This is a genomic window from Sporosarcina beigongshangi (assembly GCF_033485195.1).
In the GTDB taxonomy this organism is placed as follows: Bacteria; Bacillota; Bacilli; order Bacillales_A; family Planococcaceae; genus Sporosarcina; species Sporosarcina beigongshangi.
Map to the genome: position 1 here is coordinate 116,587 of NZ_JAWLIR010000016.1, position 25,027 is coordinate 141,613.

20 protein-coding genes are annotated in these 25,027 nt (G+C 37.4%); 2 read left to right on the top strand and 18 right to left on the bottom strand.

From position 1 onward, the window contains the following. Positions 1-13: 13 nt before the first annotated feature. From R2B77_RS09690 to R2B77_RS09745, 12 genes are all read right to left on the bottom strand, one after another. Positions 14-835 (bottom strand): carbohydrate ABC transporter permease, encoded by an 822-nt coding sequence (locus R2B77_RS09690; protein WP_203247627.1) that lies wholly within the window; start codon positions 833-835, stop codon positions 14-16. Beyond that, positions 835-1,773: a carbohydrate ABC transporter permease gene (locus tag R2B77_RS09695; RefSeq protein ID WP_203247626.1), complete on the bottom strand. Its 939-nt coding sequence runs from the start codon at positions 1,771-1,773 to the stop codon at positions 835-837. The genes R2B77_RS09690 and R2B77_RS09695 overlap by 1 nt, the downstream gene beginning before the upstream one ends. 82 nt (positions 1,774-1,855) lie before the next feature. Then, entirely contained in the window at positions 1,856-3,169 is a 1,314-nt protein-coding gene (locus R2B77_RS09700) for an ABC transporter substrate-binding protein (protein WP_203247625.1), read from the bottom strand. A gap of 102 nt (positions 3,170-3,271) precedes the next feature. Continuing rightward, complete coding sequence (locus R2B77_RS09705; RefSeq protein WP_203247624.1) at positions 3,272-4,693, bottom strand: response regulator; 1,422 nt, start codon at positions 4,691-4,693, stop codon at positions 3,272-3,274. Continuing rightward, the gene (locus R2B77_RS09710) at positions 4,674-6,122 is read right to left on the bottom strand and encodes a sensor histidine kinase (RefSeq protein WP_203247623.1); all 1,449 of its coding nucleotides are present in this window, start codon (positions 6,120-6,122) and stop codon (positions 4,674-4,676) included. Before R2B77_RS09710 ends, R2B77_RS09705 begins: the two co-directional genes overlap by 20 nt. After that, the gene (locus tag R2B77_RS09715; RefSeq protein ID WP_203247622.1) at positions 6,119-7,108 is read right to left on the bottom strand and encodes a sugar-binding protein; all 990 of its coding nucleotides are present in this window, start codon (positions 7,106-7,108) and stop codon (positions 6,119-6,121) included. Before R2B77_RS09715 ends, R2B77_RS09710 begins: the two co-directional genes overlap by 4 nt. Before the next feature lie 849 nt (positions 7,109-7,957). Next, a complete protein-coding gene (locus R2B77_RS09720) occupies positions 7,958-8,881 on the bottom strand; it encodes an AEC family transporter (protein WP_203247621.1) in 924 nt (307 codons plus the stop codon). Between the two features lie 20 nt (positions 8,882-8,901). Next, entirely contained in the window at positions 8,902-9,372 is a 471-nt protein-coding gene (gene larC, locus R2B77_RS09725) for a nickel insertion protein (protein WP_203247620.1), read from the bottom strand. Positions 9,373-9,377: 5 nt separating this feature from the next. Beyond that, positions 9,378-10,127: a nickel pincer cofactor biosynthesis protein LarB gene (gene larB / locus R2B77_RS09730; protein ID WP_203247619.1), complete on the bottom strand. Its 750-nt coding sequence runs from the start codon at positions 10,125-10,127 to the stop codon at positions 9,378-9,380. A 290-nt stretch (positions 10,128-10,417) separates the two neighbouring features. Further along, positions 10,418-11,890 (bottom strand): gluconokinase, encoded by a 1,473-nt coding sequence (locus R2B77_RS09735; RefSeq protein WP_203247618.1) that lies wholly within the window; start codon positions 11,888-11,890, stop codon positions 10,418-10,420. 93 nt (positions 11,891-11,983) lie between these two features. Further along, positions 11,984-12,754 (bottom strand): SDR family oxidoreductase, encoded by a 771-nt coding sequence (locus R2B77_RS09740; protein WP_203247617.1) that lies wholly within the window; start codon positions 12,752-12,754, stop codon positions 11,984-11,986. A gap of 20 nt (positions 12,755-12,774) precedes the next feature. Continuing rightward, positions 12,775-14,043, bottom strand: coding sequence for a lactate racemase domain-containing protein (locus R2B77_RS09745; RefSeq protein WP_203247616.1), 1,269 nt, complete (start codon positions 14,041-14,043; stop codon positions 12,775-12,777). Positions 14,044-14,329: 286 nt separating this feature from the next. Here R2B77_RS09745 and R2B77_RS09750 point away from each other — a divergent pair, with 286 nt between their 5' ends. Next, on the top strand, positions 14,330-15,529 hold the full coding sequence (locus R2B77_RS09750) for a helix-turn-helix domain-containing protein (protein WP_203247615.1): 1,200 nt from the start codon (positions 14,330-14,332) through the stop codon (positions 15,527-15,529). A 52-nt stretch (positions 15,530-15,581) separates the two neighbouring features. On the opposite strand, the gene R2B77_RS09755 is transcribed toward R2B77_RS09750, so the two are convergent. From R2B77_RS09755 to R2B77_RS09770, 4 genes are all read right to left on the bottom strand, one after another. Continuing rightward, a complete protein-coding gene (locus R2B77_RS09755) occupies positions 15,582-17,027 on the bottom strand; it encodes an MFS transporter (RefSeq protein WP_203247614.1) in 1,446 nt (481 codons plus the stop codon). A gap of 248 nt (positions 17,028-17,275) precedes the next feature. Further along, positions 17,276-18,136 (bottom strand): sugar phosphate isomerase/epimerase family protein, encoded by an 861-nt coding sequence (locus tag R2B77_RS09760; protein ID WP_212391519.1) that lies wholly within the window; start codon positions 18,134-18,136, stop codon positions 17,276-17,278. Next, positions 18,133-19,131, bottom strand: coding sequence for a Gfo/Idh/MocA family protein (locus R2B77_RS09765; protein ID WP_203247613.1), 999 nt, complete (start codon positions 19,129-19,131; stop codon positions 18,133-18,135). The genes R2B77_RS09760 and R2B77_RS09765 overlap by 4 nt, the downstream gene beginning before the upstream one ends. Positions 19,132-19,194: 63 nt before the next feature. Next, a complete protein-coding gene (locus R2B77_RS09770) occupies positions 19,195-20,355 on the bottom strand; it encodes a Gfo/Idh/MocA family protein (RefSeq protein WP_212391517.1) in 1,161 nt (386 codons plus the stop codon). 449 nt (positions 20,356-20,804) lie between these two features. Here R2B77_RS09770 and R2B77_RS09775 point away from each other — a divergent pair, with 449 nt between their 5' ends. Then, positions 20,805-21,449 (top strand): YesL family protein, encoded by a 645-nt coding sequence (locus tag R2B77_RS09775; protein WP_203247612.1) that lies wholly within the window; start codon positions 20,805-20,807, stop codon positions 21,447-21,449. 129 nt (positions 21,450-21,578) lie between these two features. Here the strand turns inward: R2B77_RS09775 and R2B77_RS09780 are convergent, their stop codons facing one another. Further along, complete coding sequence (locus R2B77_RS09780) at positions 21,579-23,195, bottom strand: helix-turn-helix domain-containing protein (RefSeq protein WP_203247611.1); 1,617 nt, start codon at positions 23,193-23,195, stop codon at positions 21,579-21,581. Positions 23,196-23,201: 6 nt separating this feature from the next. Continuing rightward, a complete protein-coding gene (locus tag R2B77_RS09785; RefSeq protein WP_203247610.1) occupies positions 23,202-25,001 on the bottom strand; it encodes a cache domain-containing sensor histidine kinase in 1,800 nt (599 codons plus the stop codon). Between the last annotated feature and the right edge of the window lie 26 nt (positions 25,002-25,027).

Genomic DNA, 25,027 nt, shown 5'->3' on the forward strand with positions numbered 1-25,027 from the left:
TTTCCGGCACTTTTCACCCCTTAACAGAGCCTGCCAACAAGCCTCTGACAAAGTATTTTCCTAGGAAAATATAGACCAATAAAGTCGGTAAAGCTGCGAGTAATGCACCAGCCATTTGTACGTTCCATTGGACAATTTGACTACCCGATAGGTTTTGTAATGCAACCATAACAGGCTGCTTCGTGCCGGTCGTAATCGTAACGGCAAACAGAAACTCATTCCAAATATTCGTGAACTGCCAAATTGCCACAACAACAAATCCTGTAATGGATAGAGGGATAATAATATGCCTGAAGATACCCAAAAAGTTTGCGCCATCGATTTGCGCCGACTCAATCAGTTCATCAGGAATACTTGCATAAAAGTTTCGGAACATCAATGTAGTGATCGGTAAGCCATAGACCACGTGAACTAGTATGAGCCCGGGAATCGTATTGTAGAGCTCAATCGTCCGTAAGAATTGAATCAATGGAATTAAAATACTTTGATAAGGGATAAACATGCCAAATAAAATAAACGTAAACAGGGCATCCGATCCTTTAAACCTCCACTTTGATAATACGTAGCCATTCATAGCACCAAATAATGCTGAAAGCAATGTTGCAGGGATTACCAAGTAAAAGCTGTTCAGTAAGTTCGGAGCCAAATTGTCAAAAGCAAGCTTATATGAACTAAAATCAAGTGCCGTTGGTAATGTCCACATTTGGTCAATTGAAACTTCTTGAAGTGGCTTAAGGCTCGTGACAACAATAACATAAATGGGTGTTAAGAAAAGGAGTGACACGATAATTAATAAAGCATACTTCATAAAGCTTGAGATTCGGATAGTAGCCATTAGTTCTCACCCTTTCTACTATTCCATAGATATGGAACAATAAATATGGCTACTAACAGCAACATTATAATTGCGATGGCAGCGCCATTTGCATAATAATTTCCTCTAAAAGTCGTTTCAAACATATACAATCCAGGTACATCTGTTACAAAATTTGCACCTGATCCTGTCATCGCATATATTAAATCGAATATCTTCAGCGAAATATGCGCCATAATAATGACGACACTCATTGTGATTGGCAGTAATAGCGGTAAAACCACTTTCATATAAACCTGAAACTCCGTTGCTCCATCCATTCGAGCTGCCTCTCTTAACTCATCTCCAATACCACGCAGTCCTGCTAAATACATCGCCAACGAAAAACCCGTCATTTGCCAAACTGCCGCAATGACAACTGCGATAATGGCAACTGGTAAGCCAAACTCAATACTCCCCCACTTAAAGCCCGCCAAAATCGTCGTATCCGTATACCATTTTGGCTGTATACCGAACAAATTAAAAAATTTATTAAAGCCAGTCGATGGATGCAATAGCCATTGCCATACCACGCCTGTGACAATAAAGGAAAGCGCCATTGGAAATAAAAAAATGTTTCTAAATAGAGATTCTCCCTTTATCTTCTGATCAAGCAAGATGGACAACACTAAACCGAGCACAATGACGACAGCTATAAACAAAATCGTGAAAAATAAGGTATTTCGTAAATCTGCCCGAAAGCGGAAATCATTAAATAAATAGAGATAATTCTTTAGACCTGCAAATGAAAAGTCTGGCACAATGGTATTATAATTACTTAATGAGATATACCCCGTCCAACTGATAAATCCATAAACAAAAACAATAATAAAAATGATGGAGGGCAGTAAAAAAGCCATTGCTGTTAATTGGTCTTTTGAAAGTTTCTTTTTTCTTTTACTCTGCATTGCTTTCTCCATGTTACATCCTCCTCAGTTTGAGGCTTTCATCATGCTAAAAAAATAAGGTGCCGCCAATCAAAAGGCAGGCACCCTCATTTTTTTACATATCAGGTGCTGCGTTTTGTAAAGCATCCACAAAGTTTTGGACATCCCTTTGTGTCACGAAAATATTGACCGCTTGGTTCGCTTTTGTGACGAAGCCTTCGGAAGCAGCTGATCCGTGTGCAAGACTCGGGAACAATTTCGCTGTCTTGAAATCTTCGATCGTATCCTTACCATAATCATCATACTTAGACGGATCTGCATCAATCCGTGCTGGGATCGAACCCTTTAGAGGATTAAATGCATCTTGACCTTCAACAGAGCCAAGTACCGTTAGGAATTGCTTTGTAGCCTCTACATCGTCGATGCCTTTTGGCAATCCAAATGTATCTGTAATAACTGCGAAGTCACCAACTGTACCTGGGAATGCAAAGTAACCAAAGTCTTCGTTCGTGACAAGCTTTAAGTCATTGACGAAATAACCTTTCGCCCAATCTCCCATGTTAATCATTGCCGCTTTTCCTTCAGCTACTAGCTGAGCAGAATCTTGCCAGTTACGTGAAGCATGGTCTTCATTGACATAGTCAAGAATTTTTCCGAATTTCTCTGCCGCTGCAACAACTCTTTCATCCGTAAAATCAATTTCTCCGGCGAATAGTTTAAGATAATCATCTCTTCCTAATTCAGCCGCTAAGACGTTTTCAAAAATTTGTGTTGCTTCCCATGATTCTTTATCCCCTAATGATAGTGGAACAACGCCAGCAGCTTGTAGTTTGTCAGCTACTGCAAAAAACTCATCTAATGTTGTCGGTATTTCGATACCGTGTTCATTGAATACTTCCATGTTATAGAAAATGACATTTCCACGGTGGACGTTAACCGGAACTGAATAAATATTGTCACCATTGCTGACCATTTCAATTAACGCATCTGGGAATTTATCCATCCACCCATTTGCTTCGTATAAATCGTTGAGTGGAGCCATTTTGTCAGCTGCAACCCAGCTTTTATTCAATTCTTCCCCACCATGTACTTGGAACGTTGACGGTGGATCATTCCCTTGCATTCTTGTAGCGAGCACCGCTTTCGCATTTGTTCCTGCCCCTCCAGCGACCGCTGCGTTTTCTACTTTGATTTCAGGATGCAGCTCATTAAATAAGCTAATCAGTGCGAGAAGACCATCCTCTTCCCCTGCACCTGTCCACCAACTAAAGATTTCAACTGCGCTTTCTCCGCCCTTATCCGATGAAGTATCTTTAGGTTTGTCCGTTGAACCCGGGTCCGAGGTCGTGTCAGGTTTTTCATCTGATGTACAGGCCGATACGACAAGTGCAAGTGCTAGTAATACAAATAAGCTAAAAAACTTCTTCATCATACTACCCCCTCTTCTTTATTGATAACGCTTACATTTTATATTGTATGATAATTCAAATATATAAAGTTACCAAAAACCTGCACTTTTATACGTTTTCCTTCATTTATCAAAGAAACTGTCTTGAAATTGTCTTGGCGAACTATGAAAATACTTTTTAAACACTCTGCTAAAATAGTTCGGGTCTTTGTAACCAACCATAAAACTAATCTCTTTTAACGAATAGCTATTTTCTTCAATGAAAGATTTCGCACTTTCCATACGTGTTTTCGTTAAAAATTCAATAAAGGTTTCATCAAATTCTTCTTTAAAAAGATTGGAAAAATAATTAGGACTTAAATTGACAAAAGCTGCTACTTCCTCTAGTGTAATGCCTTTTGCATAATGTGCCTCTATATAGTCTTTCGCCTTCGTCATAGATTGCTTGGAGTGGCAATACTCATTCATATGCATACAGCACACATTCAAATACGCATGCCAATCTTTGTTAGTTTGCAAAGATGAAATAGAACTTCCTGCAATAGAAATATTCCGCTTTGAGAATATATTTTGAATCCGAATGTATAAGTTTTCCTTCTCATCTAAAGTTAGTATTTGCTGATTTTCTTTAAAAACCATAAGCGTTTCGTTATAATTTCCCTTTTCTACACCTTGCGCAATTTGAGTGACTAAGTCCTCATGCCCAGAATATTGTTGATCCTCCTGAAAAAAGCCGTATTTACTTTTCTGATCTTTCTTCAACTGAAAGCTTGCTGTGTAGGCTTCTCGATACGATAACGACAAATTGACTAGCGAATCCGCACTACGTCCAATACCGATAAATATCGTAGCTCCTAGTCCTATTTGAATGGTTCTCACTACAGTCAATTGCTCCTCCTTTCTGATAAATTCCGATGATAAGACAAGTACAACAATCACATCGTTCACTTCATATAAGATAAAAGGCTGGCAAAGTTGCTTTTCCAAGCTACTCCTTACTTTTTGTACATCATAAGTACCTTCCGATCTTAATACAAAAAAATAACCTTCCTTCAAAGTGGGGAATAACTTCTTTTGCAAATCGATAACCTCATGGTCTATATGCTGTCTTATTAATCTTCGAATCAATTTCTCTTTCAATAATTGTTGTTTTTCCTCTTCTATTGTTACTTCATGCAAAATTTCTTTCTGTACACGAAGCAGCGCATGACTAATTTCTTCTTTTTTTCCCGGTTTTAATAAGTAATCCTTAATGCCATACTGCATAGCTTGTTTAGCATATTCAAAGGTATTATAGGCAGATACTAAAATAAATTTAATAGAAGGTTGTGATGCGTAGATTTGTTCGATGGCTTCCAAGCCGTTTATACCAGGCATCTTAATATCCATAAAAATAATATTCGGCTGCATTTTTTCCGCTAACTCAATGGCCATCCGTCCATTAGCAGCCTCTCCGACAACATCCATTTCACTAAAATTCTCACGGATAAATTTCTTCATCGCCTGCCGTTCAAGTAACTCATCATCAGCGATTAAAATTCTCATTCTTATCCCCCTCAAACATTTTGGGTAACAGTAGACGTACCGTGGTCGATTGTCCTATTTGTGATTCAATTTCAACTACATGAGTCATTTGATAAAATAACTGTAACCGTCTTATGACATTCGTTAAACCGATACCTGTTGAGTGTCCGACGTGATCGTCTCTAACTGACACGAGTGCTAATAAATCCGAAATTTTTTCGGGTTCGATTCCTTCGCCATTATCTTTCACCTCAACAATGACCTTTTCATCGGTTTGCCGAACAGTAATCGCAATCATCCCCCCATCCTCTCGCTCCTCAATACCATGAATAAATGCATTCTCAACCAACGGCTGTAGTGTTAGGCGTGGTATTTTCATAGCTAGACAGGCTTCATCCACTTCAGTGATAAATTGAACGCGCTCGGAAAAGCGACTTTTTTGTATATTAAAATAGTCTTCGACAATCGATACTTCATCACCTAACGTCACATATGTATCAATTTCACCTAAACTATGCCGCAATACGGCAGCGACTGAATCGATAAGACCCGAAGTAGCATTTGCATCTTCTAAGTAAGCCATTTTGGATACAGCATTCAACGTATTAAACAAAAAGTGCGGATTAATTTGATTTTGTAAATGCTTTAACTCCATTTCTTTAAGCAGCTGATCTAATTCTGACTGATCTTTGATTTCCTGCACCAAGCTATGGATATTAGATCGCATATGATTGAAGGCATCTCCGAGTACCTTTAACTCGTCATTCGACTGGACTTCTATCGGTGTTCCAACCAAATCTCCTGTTGCAACTTCCTTCGCTGCGCGAGATAACTTATTTAAAGGACTCGTGATACCGTTTGCAAACCATAGCGCAAAAAAGATAGCCAGCACAATTGTCATTAAAAATAAAAAGAAAATAAATGTGACAAAATTGCCATTCCGTACTTGTAAATCTAAATAAAAAGACTGATAGGCTGTCAATTCAACATCTATTAGCTCAAGAGCCGATTCTTGAATGTAACCGGCAGCAATACGGGCTTCCTCCAGATGGGCTGTATACTTTTCAATATCCCCTTTCAATACAAATCCGATGGTTAGCTCACTCTCATGTAAAAATGTATCGATTAAATTGATATAATTTTTTACTTTGATCTTTTCGATATAATCGAATGCCTCCGAAAGCTTTTCTTTGTCCGTGGTGAGTTGCTTTTTTTTCGCAAAATAATCTTTGGCATTTTCTTCCTCAGGCTCTATGACGTAGCGTTTAGTAAACGCATACAATTCATTGGACTTTTGAGAAATTGAATTGAGCAATAAAAATCGTTGAAAGCTGCTGTCATAGTTATTAATGAGCTCTTTTGAACTGACAAAAATAGAGATGGCGGTCACCTGAAATAATACGACGAAAACAAAAAAGTATATGAATAACTTACCGCGAATGGTTTTCATCTATCGTCCTCCCGCAGAAATGTATCGGAGTTTTCTTTCTCTACGACGATTGTTTTCGTGAAAATTTCATTTTCCAATAAGCTATGCTGTTGCAATTGAATCATTACTTCTATAGCCTCATAGCCCATCTCCTTTGGATATTGGGCAATTGTTGCATTGATTTTCCCTTTGCGAATCAACTCTAGTGTTTCGGGCAAAATATCAAAAGCAGTCATATAGATATCCTTATTTGGAGCAATTTCTTGTAACCCCTCTACCATCCCAATGCCATCTAATGCACTGAGTCCTACCAAAACTGTAATAGAGGGATATTTCTTTAACAGGGAGTACGTTGCCTGCGCTGCTCCAATTTGGGTAATATTCGATTCGTGCATTCCAACAATATGAATACGTTCTGTTGCTTTAGTCGCTTCCTTAAAGCCTGCCAGTCTCTCCTGCTGATTAATCGCGTCAAAGCGCCCTGTTACAATGCCTACATATTGTTCACCAGTCGTATTGTTAATCACTGTTTCCCCCGCAAGCTGACCTGCATAAAAATTGTCTGTGCCTACATAAGCCTTTCTTGCACTGCTTTTGACATCAGTATCTACGGTTAATATCGGAATTCCGCGTTCCACACCTTTTCGAACTAGGTCCACAAATCTTTTTCCTTCAACACCTTGTGTAATAATGCCGTCCACCTTCACTGAAACCATTCGATCTATTAACTTGAGTAGTTGATCATTATCAGCCTTAAGCGGACCAACATATTCTAAGTAAATGTTATGCTTAGCAGCGGCCTCTCTTGCCCCCTGCTCAATTAGACGCCAGTACTCATTATCAATCTCTTCAGAAACTAAGGCAAAATGATAACGGTAATCATTCGATGGGACAATCTTTTCCTCGATATAAAAGGTTTTATAGCCATAAACATTCATACCGATAAAACTAATCACAAAAAAAGTTCCACCAAGAAGCAATAGTATAATTTTTGTTGATTTTTTCATGCTACACCAACTTTACTTAATATTCTCTCAATCTATTGTCTAGTGGATTGTGACTTTTGGCAAGTCTTCATTCCTAAAATAGGAAATAGCCCTCCACGTCTGTGGATTAACTAAAAATTAACTGAATTAGACTGTTGGGACTTAGTAGTGTATCTTATCTCTTTGGAACTCTTTGGAATGAACGTCTACTATACAATAACCAGGCTATTTTTATGATTGGGGATGTGACTGCGTCACATCCCCAATCATTTCTTTCGGTAATCGTATGGCATCCGTCCATCCATCGCTCTCCAAAGGAAATACTATACAAAGCAATGCTTTTTGGTAATAAAAGAATAGAGGAATTCTAACTTTATAAAAGCCGCCAAAGATGCAATTTTGGCGGCTGCTACTATCTCTATTATGTTTCCTATTATTATTTTAAATCATATCGCTTTCTTATAAAAGTTACGCAAAATTAAGAAGTAGCTACTTTGTTCAATATGCAATAGTTCCCGAAATTGTATCTTCGGGAACTTACATACTTTAACAATGGCATCTATTCTTTTCTTTCCAAGTACCTGCACTTTTTATTTGAGCATTTGAGGTTTACAACAGGCAATGATGCACAATAGAATCATCGAGAAAGGTGTTGCCAGTAATGACGGAGTCATTGCTGGCAACACGAATCCTGCGGTTATTCTATCGTCCATCTATTGCCGAAAGCAAACCGGAAATGCCCAGTAAACAAGACGGTTTTTAGTTCTTGCTTGCTATTTTAATTGTAAGTAAGTGGTTAATCAAAAGACGCGATAGCCCTCCTATTATTCAACTATAGGAGGGCTACTCAATTCGAATTATCTATCAAATTTAAAACAGATATCTTGCTAAATAAATGACCATCGAAACCGTGATTGCACTAATTAACGTAGAGAATAATACGATTTGTGCTGCTAGATCAGGATGATTATCATATTCTTGTGCAATTACTGCACTGTTTACAGACGTAGGCATTGCCGATCCAATCAATAGAGCCTGTGCTACGATTCCATCTACTTTAAATACCAATATAATACCCAAAGCAATCATTGGACCTATTGCTAACCGCAGTAATAAACTATAGTAAACTGAGGATAATCCTGCTTTAAATTTAATCTGAGCGACTTGAGCACCCAGCGTAAATAAAGCGAGCGCAATCATAGCATCAGCAATATAGTTAGCTGGTACCCAAATAAATGAGGGTACCGTAATATTGAATACATTTGTGGCTACCCCAGCCAACATCGCATAGAGCACTGGCATTTTGAAGTAACCAAGTGCAGCCTTCAATTTTCCTATTTGCACCGCTTGCAGAGAGAAAATGCCATATGAAAATAAGAAAATATTTTGCAAGGTAAGCATAATCACTTGAATTGACATGGCTAATGGATCGCTTTTGAATACTAAATCATTTACAGGCACACCATAGTTACCCGAGTTAAAAAACATGACACTGTTTGAAAAAGTTGTCTTTTCCCCTTTTTCTAGCTTGATTATTTTCCCTACAAAATGGGATACGCAATAAAGAAGCACGACGTAGAGTATGAAAAAAAGCAATATATTCCCGAATAGGCTTGCAGAGATTTGTGTACTATGTAACTTAACAAAGATGAAACCCGGTACGAGAAAGTAAATGTTTAACCTAGCTAATGTTTGTAAGTTTAGACCAAATTTCATTTGCATGACAAACCCGATACCCATTACAACAAAAATAGGTAGCAAAATTTCTTTTAAAATCACAAATAATTCTACCAAGCAACTTCCCTACCTTCTAATTACTCCTTTAGTTGCATCCACACCTGTTCATACACTTTCTTCAAAGGGATGTGATGCTGTTCGGCAATTTTTTTACACTCTTCAAATTCTGGAGAGCTTTGAATGACCTGCCCATCATAAATGCCATCCTTCACCGTAACCGTTCCCCACTCGATTTTTACGGTCCGAAATCTTCTCTCAAGACGATGCACAGATATCGGGTAATAGCGAATCCCTAAAGTCGTAGTTTCTGTAAATAATATATGCTTCATTTTCTCAAGGTTTTCTTGTGAGCAAAGCAATTGAAGAAGTGTTCCAGGTCTGTTTTTCTTCATATAAATAGATGTATAGTAAACGTCATTTGCTCCAGATTCAATGAGTAAATCCATCAAATAGCCAAGTACTTCTCCTGAAATATCATCTAGATTTACTTCCATTTTCAACATTTCGTGATCGACATGCTCATGATTTGGAGGATGATTGGAAGCCATTATTATCAGCCTTCTTCCTTCTGTTGTGCTAAACGGTGAATTAAAACTGCACTGAATGCGCCGCCAAATCCATTATCAATATTGACGACACTGATACCGGAAGCGCAGGAATTCAACATCGTTAAAAGAGCAGCCATGCCATTAAAGCTTGCGCCATAACCAACACTTGTTGGTACAGCAATTACAGGATGTGAAACGAGTCCCCCGACTACACTAGGGAGAGCACCATCCATTCCAGCAACAACTATGGATACGGTCGCTTGCTGAATTTCTTCTATATTATCAAATAAGCGATGAATCCCAGCCACACCGACATCATAAAATCGACGGACCTCACAACCGAATGCTTCAGCAGTAACCGCAGCTTCTTCCGCAACGCGTAAGTCGGACGTGCCTGCACATACTACTGCAATGTACCCCAATTTAAATTCTGATTTTATGTTCCGCTCAGAATAAATGATTTGTGATTGCTCATCGTATTGAAGGTCAGTATGTTGTTCTAGTATTTCCGTTGCTTTCCCTTTTGACATGCGCGTGACTAATACAGCATTTCCTTTTGCTTTTATAGCTGTAATAATCGCGATGATTTGCTCGGTCGATTTCCCTTCGCCATAAATCGTCTCTGGAAATCCTTGCCGCTTCTCCCGATGATGGTCAACTTTAGCAAACCCTAAATTTTCGTATGTTGCTAATTGCTCCTTGGCCTGTTCCACACTAATTGTCCCTTGCTGAACTTGTTTCAATATTTCCTCCATCTACCCCACTCACCTTACTCTGCTTTAAATTTTTATCAATTGCGCCTCGGCGTAATTGCGTTGGGATTTTGAATTGTGCACAGCACAATTAACTCTCCTCAAAATCCCTAACATCCGCCGGAGGCTTGACTTGAACCAGCAGGGAGTTTGAGCTCCCTCTGATTGAAATGCTTTTCTGGCATTCATCCCACCACTAAGGAGAAATGGAACTTAATTTCTTCCCTACTAGAAGTGGAGGACTTCTTTAGCTGACGCTCCGCTTTCAGTACAAACACATTTGCTGAATCAAGTCAAAAGTACTTCGCTAAATCCCTAGAAATATTCGCATATTTCTTAAAAGCTTCGGCATATATCTGATGATTATATTCGTTCGGTTTAATAATTGCTTCTATTGGTATATTGCGCTTAATCTCATCGAATGAATCTACTTTTCCAACAGCGACTAATGCTGTCCATGCTGCTCCCCATGCTGCACTATGATGACTTTCTGAAAGATAAACTTCTTTACCGAAGACATCGGCCAACATTTGTACCCATAATGGAGATCTAGCGAGTCCACCATTGACAAAAATCTTCTCTGGCTCCCCTGCTTGGCGTTCTAATGCTTTTCCAATATGATATAGATTATACGTAATCCCTTCCAATACCGCACGAACTAAGTGTTCTTTTTTATGTGTAATTGAAAGTCCAAAGAAAGTACCCTTCGCCTCTTGGTTCCATAGTGGGGCACGTTCTCCATTTATATAAGGAAGAAATATCAATCCTTCTGCACCTGGAGCAACTTGTTCTGCTTCAAGAGTTAATTCATCAAAGGATCCTTCATAATCAATTAGTTCCTTCAACCATTGCAAGGCGATTCCACCATTATTAGTTGGACCACCTAGAATGGATAGTTCTTTCGTAAATGCATAGCAAAAAGTCTCTTGGTGTTCACTGACCTCAAAGCCATTAATCATTTGCCGAATGGCCCCGCTTGTACCTGCAGATATTGCTACCTCCCCGGGGGAAATCGCTCCACTCCCTAGATTGGCTAATTGTCCATCTGCTGATCCAATGACAATTGGCATATCACTTGAAATTCCCATCTCTTCCGCAATGCCTGTATCGATTCCTGTAAGTATTTCTGTAGGTGGAACGATTTCGGACAATTGTTTTTGATCAACCCCAGCAAGCGCCAAAGCTTGTTCATCCCAATCGAATGTCTTCATATTAAATAAGCCTGTAGCAGATGCCATCGAATAGTCAATGAGTCTGCGGCCAAACCACTTTTGAATGATATATTCTTTTGCAGACATAAAATAGGTTGCTTGCTGATAAGACTCAAAAGCAGTTTCCTTCATCCACAATAGTTTACTGAATGGTGACATCGGATGATTGGGTAACCCCGTTTTAGCATAAATCTCATCACCATTTGTTATCTTTAATGCTTTCGCTTGCGAATTACTTCTGCCATCCGCCCATATAATCGCTTGTGATAAGGGTTGATAATTCGCATCTACGCAAATTAGTGAATGCATGGCACTAGAGATTCCAAGCGTTAAAAGTGCTTCTGATTTAATATTCGCCTTGTTAATGACATCCTTAATAGCCCCGACTGATGATCGTTCTATTTCTATCGGGTCTTGTTCAACCCAGCCTGGATGTGGATAGTAAGATGTAATCATTCTTTCCGCTTCAGCAACTAATTTACCGTTCAATTCAAAAATTACCGCTTTAGCACTTGTTGTACCAATATCAAGTGCAATTACAAGTTCCCTCGACATGCCTACTCTTCCTTCCTATGTAAAAAAGTCATTTAATATAGAAAAAGCTTTGGATTCTCCTCCAAAGCTTTTCTACTTATCTCATAACACCGCTTAGATCGTCATACTTCCAAATCCGCCATCCACACGAATAAGCGCCCCGGTAACAAAACTTGATGCACGATCAGAAGCAAGCCAAACAACCGTTCCACCCAATTCTTCTGGTTCGCCGAATCGGTTCATAGGAGTATGACCCATAATCGATGCAATTCGATCTTCACTTAAAATTTTACGATTTTGTTCTGCCGGGAAGAATCCTGGAATAATCGCATTGACGCGAATGCCATGAGGCGCAAATTCACGTGCTAAGAACTGTGTCATACTATTAATGCCCGCCTTTGAAACAGAGTATGTAAATACTTTTGACAATGGCGTTGTGGAAGACACAGATGATATATTAATAATGCTTCCTGTACGTTTTTGTTCAATCATGCGCTTCGCAAATACTTGCGTTGTTAACACAATTCCTTTTAGGTTAACATCCATAATATGATCCCATTCTTCTTCTGGAATGTCGAAAAATGGTGTCGGGCTATTTGTACCAGGAGCATTCAATAAAATATCCCAGCCGCCTGACCATGCCTCAATTTCCTTAGCAACATTTTCTAACGATTCTTTTGAAACGACATCTGCCTGAAAGGCTTTGGCAACTCCGCCGCGTTCTACAATTTCCTGTGCTACTTTCTCAGCTGTTTCTAGATTACGGCCAACAATTGCTACTTGTGCGCCTTGATCTGCTAATCCATTAGCCATTGCTGATCCAAGTACACCATTTCCACCTACAGCAACTGCTGTTTTTCCCGTTAAATCAAATAAGTTTTTCATTAATATTCCTCCTAGATGTTTTAGACCAGATTTCCATTTTCATCAAACTTTAGTTCATATAAGTCTGTTATTGGTGTTAAATAGTCATTGTTTTCTACTTCAGTCAACAATGCTTCTGATACTTCAATTTCACTTAGTTCTAATGTATTCTTAATGCGAACCATTTTAACTTTTGTAAAGTCTAAAATATTACATGTTTTAATAGCTGCTTTTAACGCTTGAAGATCATTCTCCAATGTTGTTGCGGCCTTTGTTGGTGCAACAACTGTAGAAGTAAGCCCGTTCGCATAAGTAGCTGCCCAGTCCGTTTTGTCAATTAAACGACGTGTCGTAAAGTCAGCCGTCCCTACTCCGTTCGCATTTCCTTCTGTTTCATGCGTCAAATCTAGCACGACCATCTTATTGACGACAGGTCCACCGTGCGCATACGGTGTTGGATAACGTCCCGTAATATTTGGATCCATGCCATCTCCACTAATATTTTTACCGATTTCATCGATGACAAGGACATCAATATTGGCAAAATCAATTTTCGGTAATAACTTTTTAGCTAGTTTTTGTAATTCTGTTTCTTTTTCTTCAATCTCATGTGGTAACAACACTTCAACTTTTGCAACTTTATCAAAAGCATTTTCAATGGTTCCAACGCCAAAAAGCACAGGCATTTTCTCAAGAATCATAGTAGACATCTCGATAATATGTTTCCCCATATGCTCAAACCCTAATTGGTGGCAGGCTTCAGCACCTTTTTGTTTTCCTAACCCAATCGCAATCATTTTCATAATGCCACTTTCAACTGTTCCTCTGAATGCTGTATGCGGTTTGATGCGATTAATAACGACAATTCCATCAGCTTGTGAAGCAAGTTTGTCGATGTAAACAGGTAAACCATTCGGTAATTTGCCAATCTCAACGACTTCCATTGAAGAGCGAATTTCTGCATGAACAGTTTCTTCTGTGACACCCAAATGTGCCAAAACAGCAGTTTGTCCTTCCGCAGATGCGCCACCATGACTTCCCATACTTGGTACGATAAACGGCTTCGCACCAAGCCCCTGCAAAAATTTCACCGTGCGTGCTGTAATCTCAACAATTTGGTCGACACCCCTGCTTCCAACGGCTACAGCTATTTCCATTCCAGGTTTAACAGTTTGTCGAATTCGCTCTTCCTCTAACAATGCTTGTAATTCTTCACCAGCATTATCCAATTGTTCATCATTAAAAGTTTGTCGAACTTTAACCATCTTTGGCAATGGAATATCTTTTAACAATTGTTGAATAATATCCATTCAAATCACTCCTATTTATTATGATAAAAAATGTGATTGGTTGAATTTCACTTCTCGAATATTTCACTTCTGTTGGATGAAAGCCCTTCCAACTTTTAATTTGTTTAATGACCAAACTAATAACTAATTATAGAATATCATTTAACAGAATTTTCGTCAATAATCATTTCTTTTATGTCAGTCTGATTCATACTTTTCGTTTAGATTGGTACAGTTTTCAAAATCGTACTATAATTAAATCTTAGAATGGATTATAGTATGATTTTGTAGCTAGGAGAGATTTAAAATGAATCAACTAGACATTTTTTCAGCAGCTTTTAAAATACATCATCTTACAAATTTAAATACATATATCTTAGATCAAAACGGAGAGTTTATTTTTCATCATGAAACGATTTCTATACCCGTTTTCATGCCTGGGTCTAAGGACGAAGATATATTCAATTTTTATAAAAAAATGACACAAAATGATCAATTGTATATTTTCACAAATCATTGGGGCCTGCATTACATAGGCTATTCTTTTTCACTTGAATCGGATTACAACATCATTATTGGTCCCTATCTTCAGTTAACACCTAATCTGCATCATTTAACGAAAACATACCAACTGAATCATGACGACAGCGAAGATTTAACTATTTTCTGTAATCAAGTTCAACTAGTAGGAATGGAAAAAGCATTAAGTTTTTCTAGCCTACTCCAACTTTTCAATGTGATTGTAGAGAACGATGTACTCCCAAAACAAATTGAACAAAACAAAGAACATGCTGAAACTAATAATTCAAATCAGCAATATAATATCATTGAGGATGTTGGTAAAGTCGTCGATTTGAGATATAAAATAGAAGCAGATTTTTTACATGCAGTTGAACAAGGCGATAAGGCTAAAGCTCTTGAGTTGTTTGGCCCTGATAACTTGTTATTTTCCTTTTCTGAACGCTTTCCCAATCAACCTTTACGCAGACTTAAAAACTTGGTCATTGTTATTAACACTTTATTACGGACAGTTGCCGTGAAAAAGAAGGTCCCACCTATTCTAATTCACAGAACATCCGAAAAGTTTGCAGTTCAAATCGAAAATAAAACCCGATTAGTAGAATTACGACAATTACAAAATGAAATGATTGAAGAATACTGTGAATTAGTAATCTCAAATTCATTCGTACATTACTCAAAAATCATACAAGAAGTTATTGCCTATATTATGACTTATTATAATAAACGAATCGATATTAACGAATTAGCATCCCTTAACTTTACGCACCCAAGTCATCTTTCACGAAAATTTAAACAAGAAACAAATTTAACAATTACGGCCTATCAGCAGCAAATTAGGATGCATGAGGCAAAACACTTGCTCAAAAATGAAAACTTGCCTATCGAAGAAATTGCTTGGAGAGTCGGTTACGAAGATTCTTCCTATTTTGCAAGAGTCTTTAAGCAGGAAACAGGACATACGCCATCCCAGTTTAGAATCATATAAAAAATACCAGCCCCATATAAAATGGAGGCTGGTATTTTAATAAAAAACGATGTTAGTCATTTCTTTTTTCACTATTTTTTTGATATAGCATATCTAATTTATTCGATATTCTTTGTTCAGCTAGATCAATAGCAAGCTGATTCGTACGTTTCTTGTTCAACGGATAGAAAAATACTAACATTAAGAACATTAGCGTAAATGTAATCGCTGGCACCAAAGTCGCTAGCATGTGAATCCCATTTAGTGTATCTTGCGTTTGCACATCTAAACTTGAATTATAGCCCACTGCTGCGATGGCGAAACCACCGAGGCCACCTGCGATCGCTTGACCCACTTTACGGGCAAATGAATAGATCGAATATACGGTTCCATCTTCTCGTAAACCTGTTAAATATTCATGATAATCAATCACATCTGTTACAAATGCCCAAATGACTAAGTTGAAGAATGCATAGCCGAACATCGCAACCGTCAATAAGCTAATGAATTGAGAAGTTGACAAGTTTGGCAAGAAATATAACAACGCATAGATAACTGCTGAAAGTAACGCTCCCGCTGCAGCAACCTCTTTCTTACCAAACTTATTAACTAGAAAGCGCACCATCGGCATGGCGACAAATACAGTACCTGTTTGTAGAAACCCTACCATGCTTAATGCTTTTGCGTTACTAAAATACTCTTTAAACAAGAAGACATTCACTGCACCGATAAGCATAAAACAAATCATAAACATAAGTGAAATAATTAGGATCCAAATTAATGGTTTATTTTTCACAAGACCTTTTACAGTCTTACCAAAATTCCCTTTTTCTTTTACCCTTACTGGCGCAATAATACGTTCAGTCGTCATTTTATAACAGGCCATATAACAAGAGATAGAGAGGACACCAAAAATGATTGCTCCTAATAGAAATCGATTTGCGTCCGCTTCATTATCTACAAACAAAATCAATGGACCAGCTACATTAATGATTAAACCTGCTAAATTAGCACCCAAAGTTCTATACGTAGATAACGTTGTCCGTTCTACAGGATCAGTCGTGATGACGGAAGCCATAGAACCATAAGGAATATTGACTGTACTATATAAAGTTCCCCATAAAATGTATGTGACAAAAGCATAAGCCAGATAAAATCCATTAGTCATACCTGGGATATACACGAACATTAAAATACCAGAAATAACGAGTGGGAAAGACATTCTGAAAATCCACGGTTTAAATTTCCCTGCTTTCCCAGCATTCCTAGTATCTATAAAACGTCCCCAAGTTACATCTGCAACCGCATCCCATAATCTTGCAATTAAAAACAATACCCCTACAGTTGCTGGGTGTATGTGCAAAATATCCGTATAATAAATCATTAGGAATGATGCAACTAGAATAAAGAAGAAGTCATTACCGAAATCACCAAACATATAACCCATTTTATCTCTCATTCCAAATTTTCTAAATTCGGAATTTATAGCAGTCTTATTTGATTGTGTAGCTTGTTTCATCATTTTTTCCTCCATTGCTTTAAAAATTGGAATTAGCAAATTCTCTAAGAAGTAAATACCAGTATGGGACTATTTTCAAATGCTTCGGAAATTTCCTCCCATATGTTGAATGCGCTTCCAATCACGGTTCAAAGAACCTATTACTGCACTATCCCTCTTCATGAATAGAAAGCCTGTTTTATCAGTCTGTCTATTCATGAAGCTGTGATTACCACATAGTACAGGGATTTTTCTGTATCAAGTTAAATTTAGAACCAGTCTGAATAACCTAGCTCCCTCAAATTATCTGCTGATGTTTTCAAACAGTCAAATGGATCACGTCCATACGTATCATCTTGTTCAATTAAGAAGTACTGTGCGCCACTTGCAAGTCCTGCTTCGATAATCGCCTGTATATCCAAATTTCCTTCGCCGACTTCCGCAAATTCAATCAAATTTGTAAATTTAGCAAAGAATTTACCCATGTCTTTTAAATCATCTTCATTTATATCGAGTTGTCCGATACGATAATCCTTCAAATGTAAAAGAGCGACGCGCCCTTCATATTCTTTAATAAACTCCACGGGGTTTACACCAGCTCTTTGAATCCAGTGAACATCTAATTCAAAACCAAGCGTAGATGTATTGTGTTTAATCAAATCCAGTAAGTACTCGCCATCATATTTTTGGAATTCAATATGGTGTGTATGGTAATATAATTCGATTCCTTGCTCAGCAAGCCTTACCGCCATTGCCTCCGCCCTTGTAATAAACTCCATAATCTTATCTTTATCACCCATTACAGTAAGTGGAAGCATACCGATACGAATAAAGTTACAATTTAGTGTTTTGCAATCGCTAACAATTTTATCAAAATCATTCGTCAATGTTTCACCTGGTGCGCCCGGTAACATCGGATCTAAACCAGCTGAAATGGCTGCAATTTCTATATTAAAATCTTCACTTGCCCTTTTTAACTCCGCTACATTTTCTGTTGTCATTGGAATTTGTGACACTTCGACTGCTCCATAGCCTAGCTCATGTAACTTTTTCATTGTTTCATACGCCCCGAGCTCTGCAACTTTATCTTTAAGCATCATCATTTGGACGCCAATTTTACCTTTTTTCATTGATGTACCTCCGCTCTTATTTCAGATGATTTACGTATTGCATCAATCATTTCCATGGAAGCTTGCGCATCCTTTACGTGGATATAATTATCTGTGTTATTTTCAATGCATGTGTAAAAATGATTAATCAGTTTTGCATGGCTTGCGCCGTAATAAAACTTTGAACCTGGAAGTTTTGTATCTTCTATTATTTCCACTTTCTTACCTTGTTCGTTTTCCTTTGTCAATATACTGTCCTTAATAGTTAGCTTCCCTTTTTCCAAAATAACTTGAAACTCAACGGAAGAATTTGTTGCATTTGTTACAGTGGCAAAAAACAATCCTGTCGCACCGTTCTTAAACTGAATATTAGCTGTAGCAGTATCCTCTACGTCATAGCCATAGTCAAATAGATTGTCAATTGAGCCCCTAATCGTATTAATTTCTCCACCAATCAGCTGCATCAAGTCCAAGGTATGGATTGCCTGGTTAATCATGACTCCACCGCCGGCTCTCACCATAGTGCCACGCCAAGGCTTATCGTCATAATAGGCTTTCGGTCTAAACCAAGTAACCAATCCCTTTATACCAATAACCTTTCCATATTCACCGCTGCTAACCATCTCTTGCAGTTTTTCAACTGTTTCATTAAAGCGATTTTGAAAGGATACACAGATTTTAACATTTTGATGTGCTTCTTCTAATTTAACTAAAGCCATGCCCTCTTCAGCATTACGTGCTAATGGCTTTTCTTGAAAAACATGAACACCCTTTTCAACGCAAGCTTTTGTTGCACTATAATGAAGGTCATGTGGTAAACAAATATGGACACAATCCAACGTTTCGTGTTCGAGCATTGTATGATAATTCGAATAAAAATTTACTCCAGGTACAGTACTTTTTAGAGATTCATCGATATCGCACACTGCCACTAATTCAACATTTGGATTTTCTTGAATAACCGGAATATGAATATTTGAAATATCACCAAGTCCAATAACCGCTATTTTTAGCATTGGCCTTACTCCTTTATAAATAGGAACTTGTGATTCTAGTAATCAAAAGTTCCTATATTCAATTTATTTTTTTATCGGATTAAGCTTTTCGTGTTCAATCTTTTTATTTAACTCAGCTAGGTATAACTCTTCGTCCAACGGTAGTTCTACTTCTTTTTCTAACCAGCTTGATAGATGGATTGCGTTCGCTAATGCTACACCGTGAATCCCATCACTACCCGGAGCAAGCAATGGCGTTCCATCTAGTACGTTTGCTGCGAAGTTTTCCAGTACAGCGATATGTTGTCCGCCCCACACACTTTCAAACTCTAAAACTTCTTCACTGTATATATCAGAGACGTCTCCACCCATAAAAATTTTCATAACATCACTCATATCCATGGAAGCGCTCATTTCAGCTTCAGGTGTTTTTAATCGTTTAATCGTTACTTTCTTGCTATCATCCACAACGATTTTTCCTTTATCACCTAAAATTTCGAATCGATCTGTTCCCATAATGTCATGTGTACATGTCACAAATACACCTGTTGCACCATTACCGTAGTCAAGAATTGTCGTCACTTCGTCTTCAACTGCGATATTTCTTTGATAGCCGTATTTTACATTAGAGTAAACTTTCTTCGGCATACCAGCGATCCATTGAAGTAAGTCCAGCTGATGGGGAGCCTGATTGACAAGAACACCGCCGCCTTCACCTTCCCAAGTTGCTCTCCAAGAACCGGCATCATAGTAACCTTGTGGTCTCCACCATGTTGTGATAATCCAGTTCGTCCGGCGAATCGCACCGATTTCACCACTATCAATAATTTCTTTTACTTTTTGGTAAAGTTCATTTGCTCTTTGATTAAACATAATACTAAATGTCAATTCTGGCTTAGTAGCTGCAAACTCATTCAATTCTCTAACCTGTTTCGTATAAACACCAGCAGGCTTTTCTAACAATGCATGGATATCTCTTTTAAGTGCTTCAATCCCCATTTCAGGGTGTAGGTTATGTGGTACACATGTGATAATTGAATCGACATCACCGCTTTCCAACATATCTATATAGTTATCATAGAATGGAACTCCTGGATATTTTTCTTCCGCTAATGCCTTTTTCTCTGGATCAACGTCGCAAATTGCACCAATTTCTATACCTTTTACTTTCCCCTCTGAAATGAAACCAGCGTAAGTACCACCTTGTTGACCTAACCCAATAATACCTAATCTTACCTTTTTCATAATCAATTCTCCTCGCATAATTTTTTTGGTTGTTGACAGTGAAATTATCTTTAAAAAAGGGATAAAACCCTATTAACTAAACAATCGAACTTGAAAGTGCTTACATTTTTAATCTTAGTTGAATTCAGAACAGATTAACAGGATTTAAATTGCATATCAAGGACTAAAACAACATAGTTGATTATCTTTTCCGAAGTTCAGTGATTTCTTAACGGGCAAAATCAAACCGCCCATCCTTCAAATTAATTGAAATGCGTCAGCTTTTATATTCATCATGTACGATATTTACTTAAACGGTATTATTTTTACTATCTCTAATAAACAGCAGTATTTTTTCCAGAATCATGCTATATTTCAGACAGAAGACTTCGTATGACTTAGCTATAACGTTACATTTTGACGATACCCTTGCCGTATACTAGCTAAAACGAAACATAGGAGGAATGATCATGCAATTAGGTGGATTCACTGGTGGGATACTTTCACTTTGTAATTGGTTCGCAAGACTGGCCTACATCAACATATTATGGATTCTGTTTAGTCTAATGGGATTGGTTGTTTTTGGTTTTTTTCCTGCAACAATCGCCATGCTTGCAACACTCAGGCAGTTTTTACAAAAGAATGATCCGCCAGTATTTAAAACATTTTGGAAATATTACAAAGCAGAATTTTTTGCTAGTAATAAGCTAGGGGCTCTTATTGTAGTCATCGGCCTTGTTCTCTTCGCAAATATTAACTTTTTACAATCGATGGATAGTCAGCTATCAGAAATGCTCTATTATCCAACCATTGTATTGAGTTGCATTTACTTGCTGGCAATTTGTTATTTGCTCGCATCCTATGTCGAATTCGAACAAACTTTAAAGACACACATCAAAAACTCATTATTGATAATGGTATACAATCCTCTATCAAGTCTGTTTATTATTTTTGGTTTTGCAATTGTCTATTATGCAGTTACCACTTTATCTGGACTAGGTTTCTTTTTCAGCGGCAGCCTGCTTGGACTCGTTATCCTTTCCTCAACTTCATTTACTTATCGGAAAATCGAGCGTAAACAAGCGAGTTTAGAAACGCAAGAAAAAACTGCTTAATTCTTTACACTACTAGACATAATCTCCTTATACAGTAGCAATAGGAAGAATTCACTCTCACCAGAAAGTAAATTCTTCCTATTCGCACTGCATTGTCTGATTTGTAAAACAATTAACCGCATTCCTCTTTTACTTTACAGTCTCTTTATATTTATAAGATTTCGGAGACATTCCAAATTGCTGTTTAAATGTTTTCAAAAAATACCCTTTACTATCAAAACCGACCTCTATCGCAATCTGCTCAACAGATCTAGTTGAATTATCCAACAACTCTTTCGCCTTCTCCATTTTAATTCGTGTCACAAATTCAACAAAACTTTCGCCCGTCTCCTTCTTAAACAGCCGACTAAAGTAGCTAGCATTCAAATGAAGAAGGTCTGCAACATCTTTTAAAGATATTTTTTCATTTAAATGGTTTCGAATGTATATTTGTGCCTGAAGAATGTATTCATTTTTAGGTGTTGCGTCAATTTGCTCAACACGATCCATTAATTTTATCAATATATCTGTCACCAATGATTGTAAATGTTCAAAGGTCTCCACATTTTGCACAAGCTGGTCTGTCATCGTCATAAAATTTTCTTCTTCATTATAAACCTGTGTGTTTAAAAACATTTTAATATCTAGAACGAGTTTAATTGCCCAATCTTTCACTGCCGCTGGCGCAAAATGTTCTGTTTTTATTCTTGCAATATAGTTCTGAATGTATTCCTTAACTCGCACCTCCTCATTATTCATAATCATATGCCTTAATTCTTGTAGGACATCGATATAATCTTGGAAGATCGACTCTTTTGTATATACAATCGGTTGGAAGTATTGAATCGTTCCGTGTGGGTAATAAAAACGCTGTCCTTTATTATTTAGCAACAACTTCATCGATTCGACTAACCCTTGGCGCAACTGATTTTCTCCCCCAATAACAGAGGTAACACTAATTTTTAAAAACATGCTCATTTTACTTTGCATTTCTCTTACAGCACGTTCTACAAGATGCTGCATTTCCAATTGTTTTGTATTCATCAACGGGAACAGGAGAAGGAATTTCCCATCTAAAAAGAACACCTGGACACCTTTATGAAGCTCTGCTAACACTTCTTCAATCACATTATTAAAACTAAATTGAAGTAATACTTCTTTTCCATAACGATCAATTGCGTCCTGATACTGGTCTACAAAGCAAAGCACGACCGTGTATCGCTCATAAGAAAAGTCCATGTCCAATAAATCCTCTTGCTCACTCCACCAATTATCATCTGCAATATATTGATCTTCCATCAATTTTTCAATAAACGTTGTTTTTAATGACATATTATTTTGTTTTAAAAAATTTGTGATTTTCACATGACGATGCTTTGCTTGAAATTCATGATCCATCGCTATTTTTAGTCTTTCGAGTAACTCAACGACTTTGTCTTCCTCTATCGATTCTTTTAGAATATAATCAAATACTTCTAGTTTTAATGCTTTTTGTGCAAAATGAAATTCATCATGACAGGACAAAATAATATTATATGAGCTAATTTCCTCTTCCTTCAGTTTGGTAATGAGCTCTATACCGTTTAATCTTGGCATTCCGATATCTGTAATAAGGACGTCACATTTATTTTCTTTTAAATGCTCATACGCTTGTAAACTATCATTAAAAGTTGCTGCCACATGAAATCCGTATTGCTGCCACGGAATTATTTTTTCCATAAACTCTGTTACTAATACGTCATCATCGAGCAAAACTACTTGGTACATCGCTTATCACTCCTTCTCAATCGGGATATTAAAGGTAAAGGTGGTTCCAACGCCTTCTATACTTTCAATCTCCAGCTTGAAATCATCACCGTAAATCATTTGCATTCTTTGGAATACATTTTGTACACCAATGCCATTAAAGGAGCGAGTGTTTTTTGTTTTTGTTTCATTTTTCGGAGCAAAAACTTCTCTTTTTAAAGACTCTAATGTCATTTCATCCATGCCACTTCCATCATCGGTCACTTGCAACTGTAAGCGATTATTATCTTTTAGAGTCGCCATGATAATGATGGTGCCATTGCCATGATTATATCCATGTATGAATGCATTTTCAACGATTGGTTGTAAGAAAAATCTAGGAATTTTGATTTCTTCAACCTTTTTCGACATAAAGGCTTCTAATTGAATATCATCCTGATGTCTGAAATTCATGAGCTGCAGATAATGTCTTACTATGGTTAGTTCTTCACTTAACGGGATAAATGCATTGTTGCGATTAATCGTCATTCGCAGTAATGCGGACAAAGAATAAATCAATTGCGCACTGTCCTTATCACCACTTAAACGAATTTTTAAACGAATCGAATTTAGTACATTGAAAAGAAAGTGGGGATTGATTTGCGCTTGCAGCATTTCAAGTTCTGCCATACGCTTTTCTTCCTCCCGCTCCTTTACTTGCTCAATCATCTCTTCAATCCGATCGAGCATATGATCGAAGGAATGGGCTAATTTCGCCACATCACTATTTCCGGACACATTTGCTCGAACATCCAAATTTCCCTGTTCAACCGATTTAGTAACGAAACTTAATTTCGTTACAGGTTTCGTTATTTCCCGAATTAGAATAATTAATGCAAACAAAAACAATAGTAACAATGCTCCTTGAATAAGGATAGTTGTTCTTGTCACCGTATTAATCGTACCGATTGTTTCTTTATAGGGAACTAAGCTTACTAATCGCCAGTTTGCATAAGAGACAGGATAAGAAACGAGTAAATGATCCTCATCATTGTATTCGACAATCTGGTGCTCTTTACTCGTGATGTCATAGGACAAATGACTACCAATTTTCTCAGTGTCAAGGCTGGAATAAATCTTACCCTTATTATCAGTCAAAAAGAACACTGCTTCCGTGTCATTTTGAAAATTATTGAAAAACTCTCGAACTTCTTTTTCTTCAATGCTTATAATGAGATAGATATTCGAGTGATTCGATCCTTTAATTGTTCTAGCCATACTGATTAAATAGGGGTCCGATTCCTTTTCTGACTGAATATAGGTTGGATGCACGCCAATCCAATTCGTCTGATAAAACTGCAAATCTTTTAGTTCAGAAAACCACGGCTTATCCCGAAATGTTAATGGGTTATTTTCAGAGATTGGATAATTCGTATAGTACAAACCATTTTCAAAAAGAATCGTCACATATGTATAAGAAAACATGTCAGTAATGTCTGTCAACCTCTTTGAAACCTGCAAATAATGTAACCTGTTTGCAATGTTGATAGATTCCGGTGAATTCGAATCGAACGACTGATTAGATTTTAATAGACGGTTAAAATTTGTATCGAATTGAATAAAGTTCGATGTATACATCGCATCATCGAGAATTCTTTTCATACTCATTTCTATCATGCTTAACGTATCCTTCGATTGCTTAACTGCACGTACTTCTAAAACATCTTTCGTAAAATAGTTGGAAACAATATAAGTGCTCACCCATGGTAATAAAATACAAAGAAAAATTGCTACTAATAATCGACTACGTAATGTCATTTCATTTAATTTTCCCACTATTCTCCTCACTATTATTACAACCTCCCTTCACAAAG

Excerpts from the sequence above, each read along its gene's own strand:
- R2B77_RS09690 (WP_203247627.1), bottom strand. The coding sequence starts at position 835 with ATGGCTACTATCCGAATCTCAAGCTTTATGAAGTATGCTTTATTAATT.
- R2B77_RS09695 (WP_203247626.1), bottom strand. The coding sequence starts at position 1,773 with ATGGAGAAAGCAATGCAGAGTAAAAGAAAAAAGAAACTTTCAAAAGAC.
- R2B77_RS09700 (WP_203247625.1), bottom strand. The coding sequence starts at position 3,169 with ATGAAGAAGTTTTTTAGCTTATTTGTATTACTAGCACTTGCACTTGTC.
- R2B77_RS09705 (WP_203247624.1), bottom strand. The coding sequence starts at position 4,693 with ATGAGAATTTTAATCGCTGATGATGAGTTACTTGAACGGCAGGCGATG.
- R2B77_RS09710 (WP_203247623.1), bottom strand. The coding sequence starts at position 6,122 with ATGAAAACCATTCGCGGTAAGTTATTCATATACTTTTTTGTTTTCGTC.
- R2B77_RS09715 (WP_203247622.1), bottom strand. The coding sequence starts at position 7,108 with ATGAAAAAATCAACAAAAATTATACTATTGCTTCTTGGTGGAACTTTT.
- larC (WP_203247620.1), bottom strand. The coding sequence starts at position 9,372 with ATGGCTTCCAATCATCCTCCAAATCATGAGCATGTCGATCACGAAATG.
- larB (WP_203247619.1), bottom strand. The coding sequence starts at position 10,127 with ATGGAGGAAATATTGAAACAAGTTCAGCAAGGGACAATTAGTGTGGAA.
- R2B77_RS09735 (WP_203247618.1), bottom strand. The coding sequence starts at position 11,890 with ATGTCGAGGGAACTTGTAATTGCACTTGATATTGGTACAACAAGTGCT.
- R2B77_RS09740 (WP_203247617.1), bottom strand. The coding sequence starts at position 12,754 with ATGAAAAACTTATTTGATTTAACGGGAAAAACAGCAGTTGCTGTAGGT.
- R2B77_RS09745 (WP_203247616.1), bottom strand. The coding sequence starts at position 14,043 with ATGGATATTATTCAACAATTGTTAAAAGATATTCCATTGCCAAAGATG.
- R2B77_RS09750 (WP_203247615.1), top strand. The coding sequence starts at position 14,330 with ATGAATCAACTAGACATTTTTTCAGCAGCTTTTAAAATACATCATCTT.
- R2B77_RS09755 (WP_203247614.1), bottom strand. The coding sequence starts at position 17,027 with ATGAAACAAGCTACACAATCAAATAAGACTGCTATAAATTCCGAATTT.
- R2B77_RS09760 (WP_212391519.1), bottom strand. The coding sequence starts at position 18,136 with ATGAAAAAAGGTAAAATTGGCGTCCAAATGATGATGCTTAAAGATAAA.
- R2B77_RS09765 (WP_203247613.1), bottom strand. The coding sequence starts at position 19,131 with ATGCTAAAAATAGCGGTTATTGGACTTGGTGATATTTCAAATATTCAT.
- R2B77_RS09770 (WP_212391517.1), bottom strand. The coding sequence starts at position 20,355 with ATGAAAAAGGTAAGATTAGGTATTATTGGGTTAGGTCAACAAGGTGGT.
- R2B77_RS09775 (WP_203247612.1), top strand. The coding sequence starts at position 20,805 with ATGCAATTAGGTGGATTCACTGGTGGGATACTTTCACTTTGTAATTGG.
- R2B77_RS09780 (WP_203247611.1), bottom strand. The coding sequence starts at position 23,195 with ATGTACCAAGTAGTTTTGCTCGATGATGACGTATTAGTAACAGAGTTT.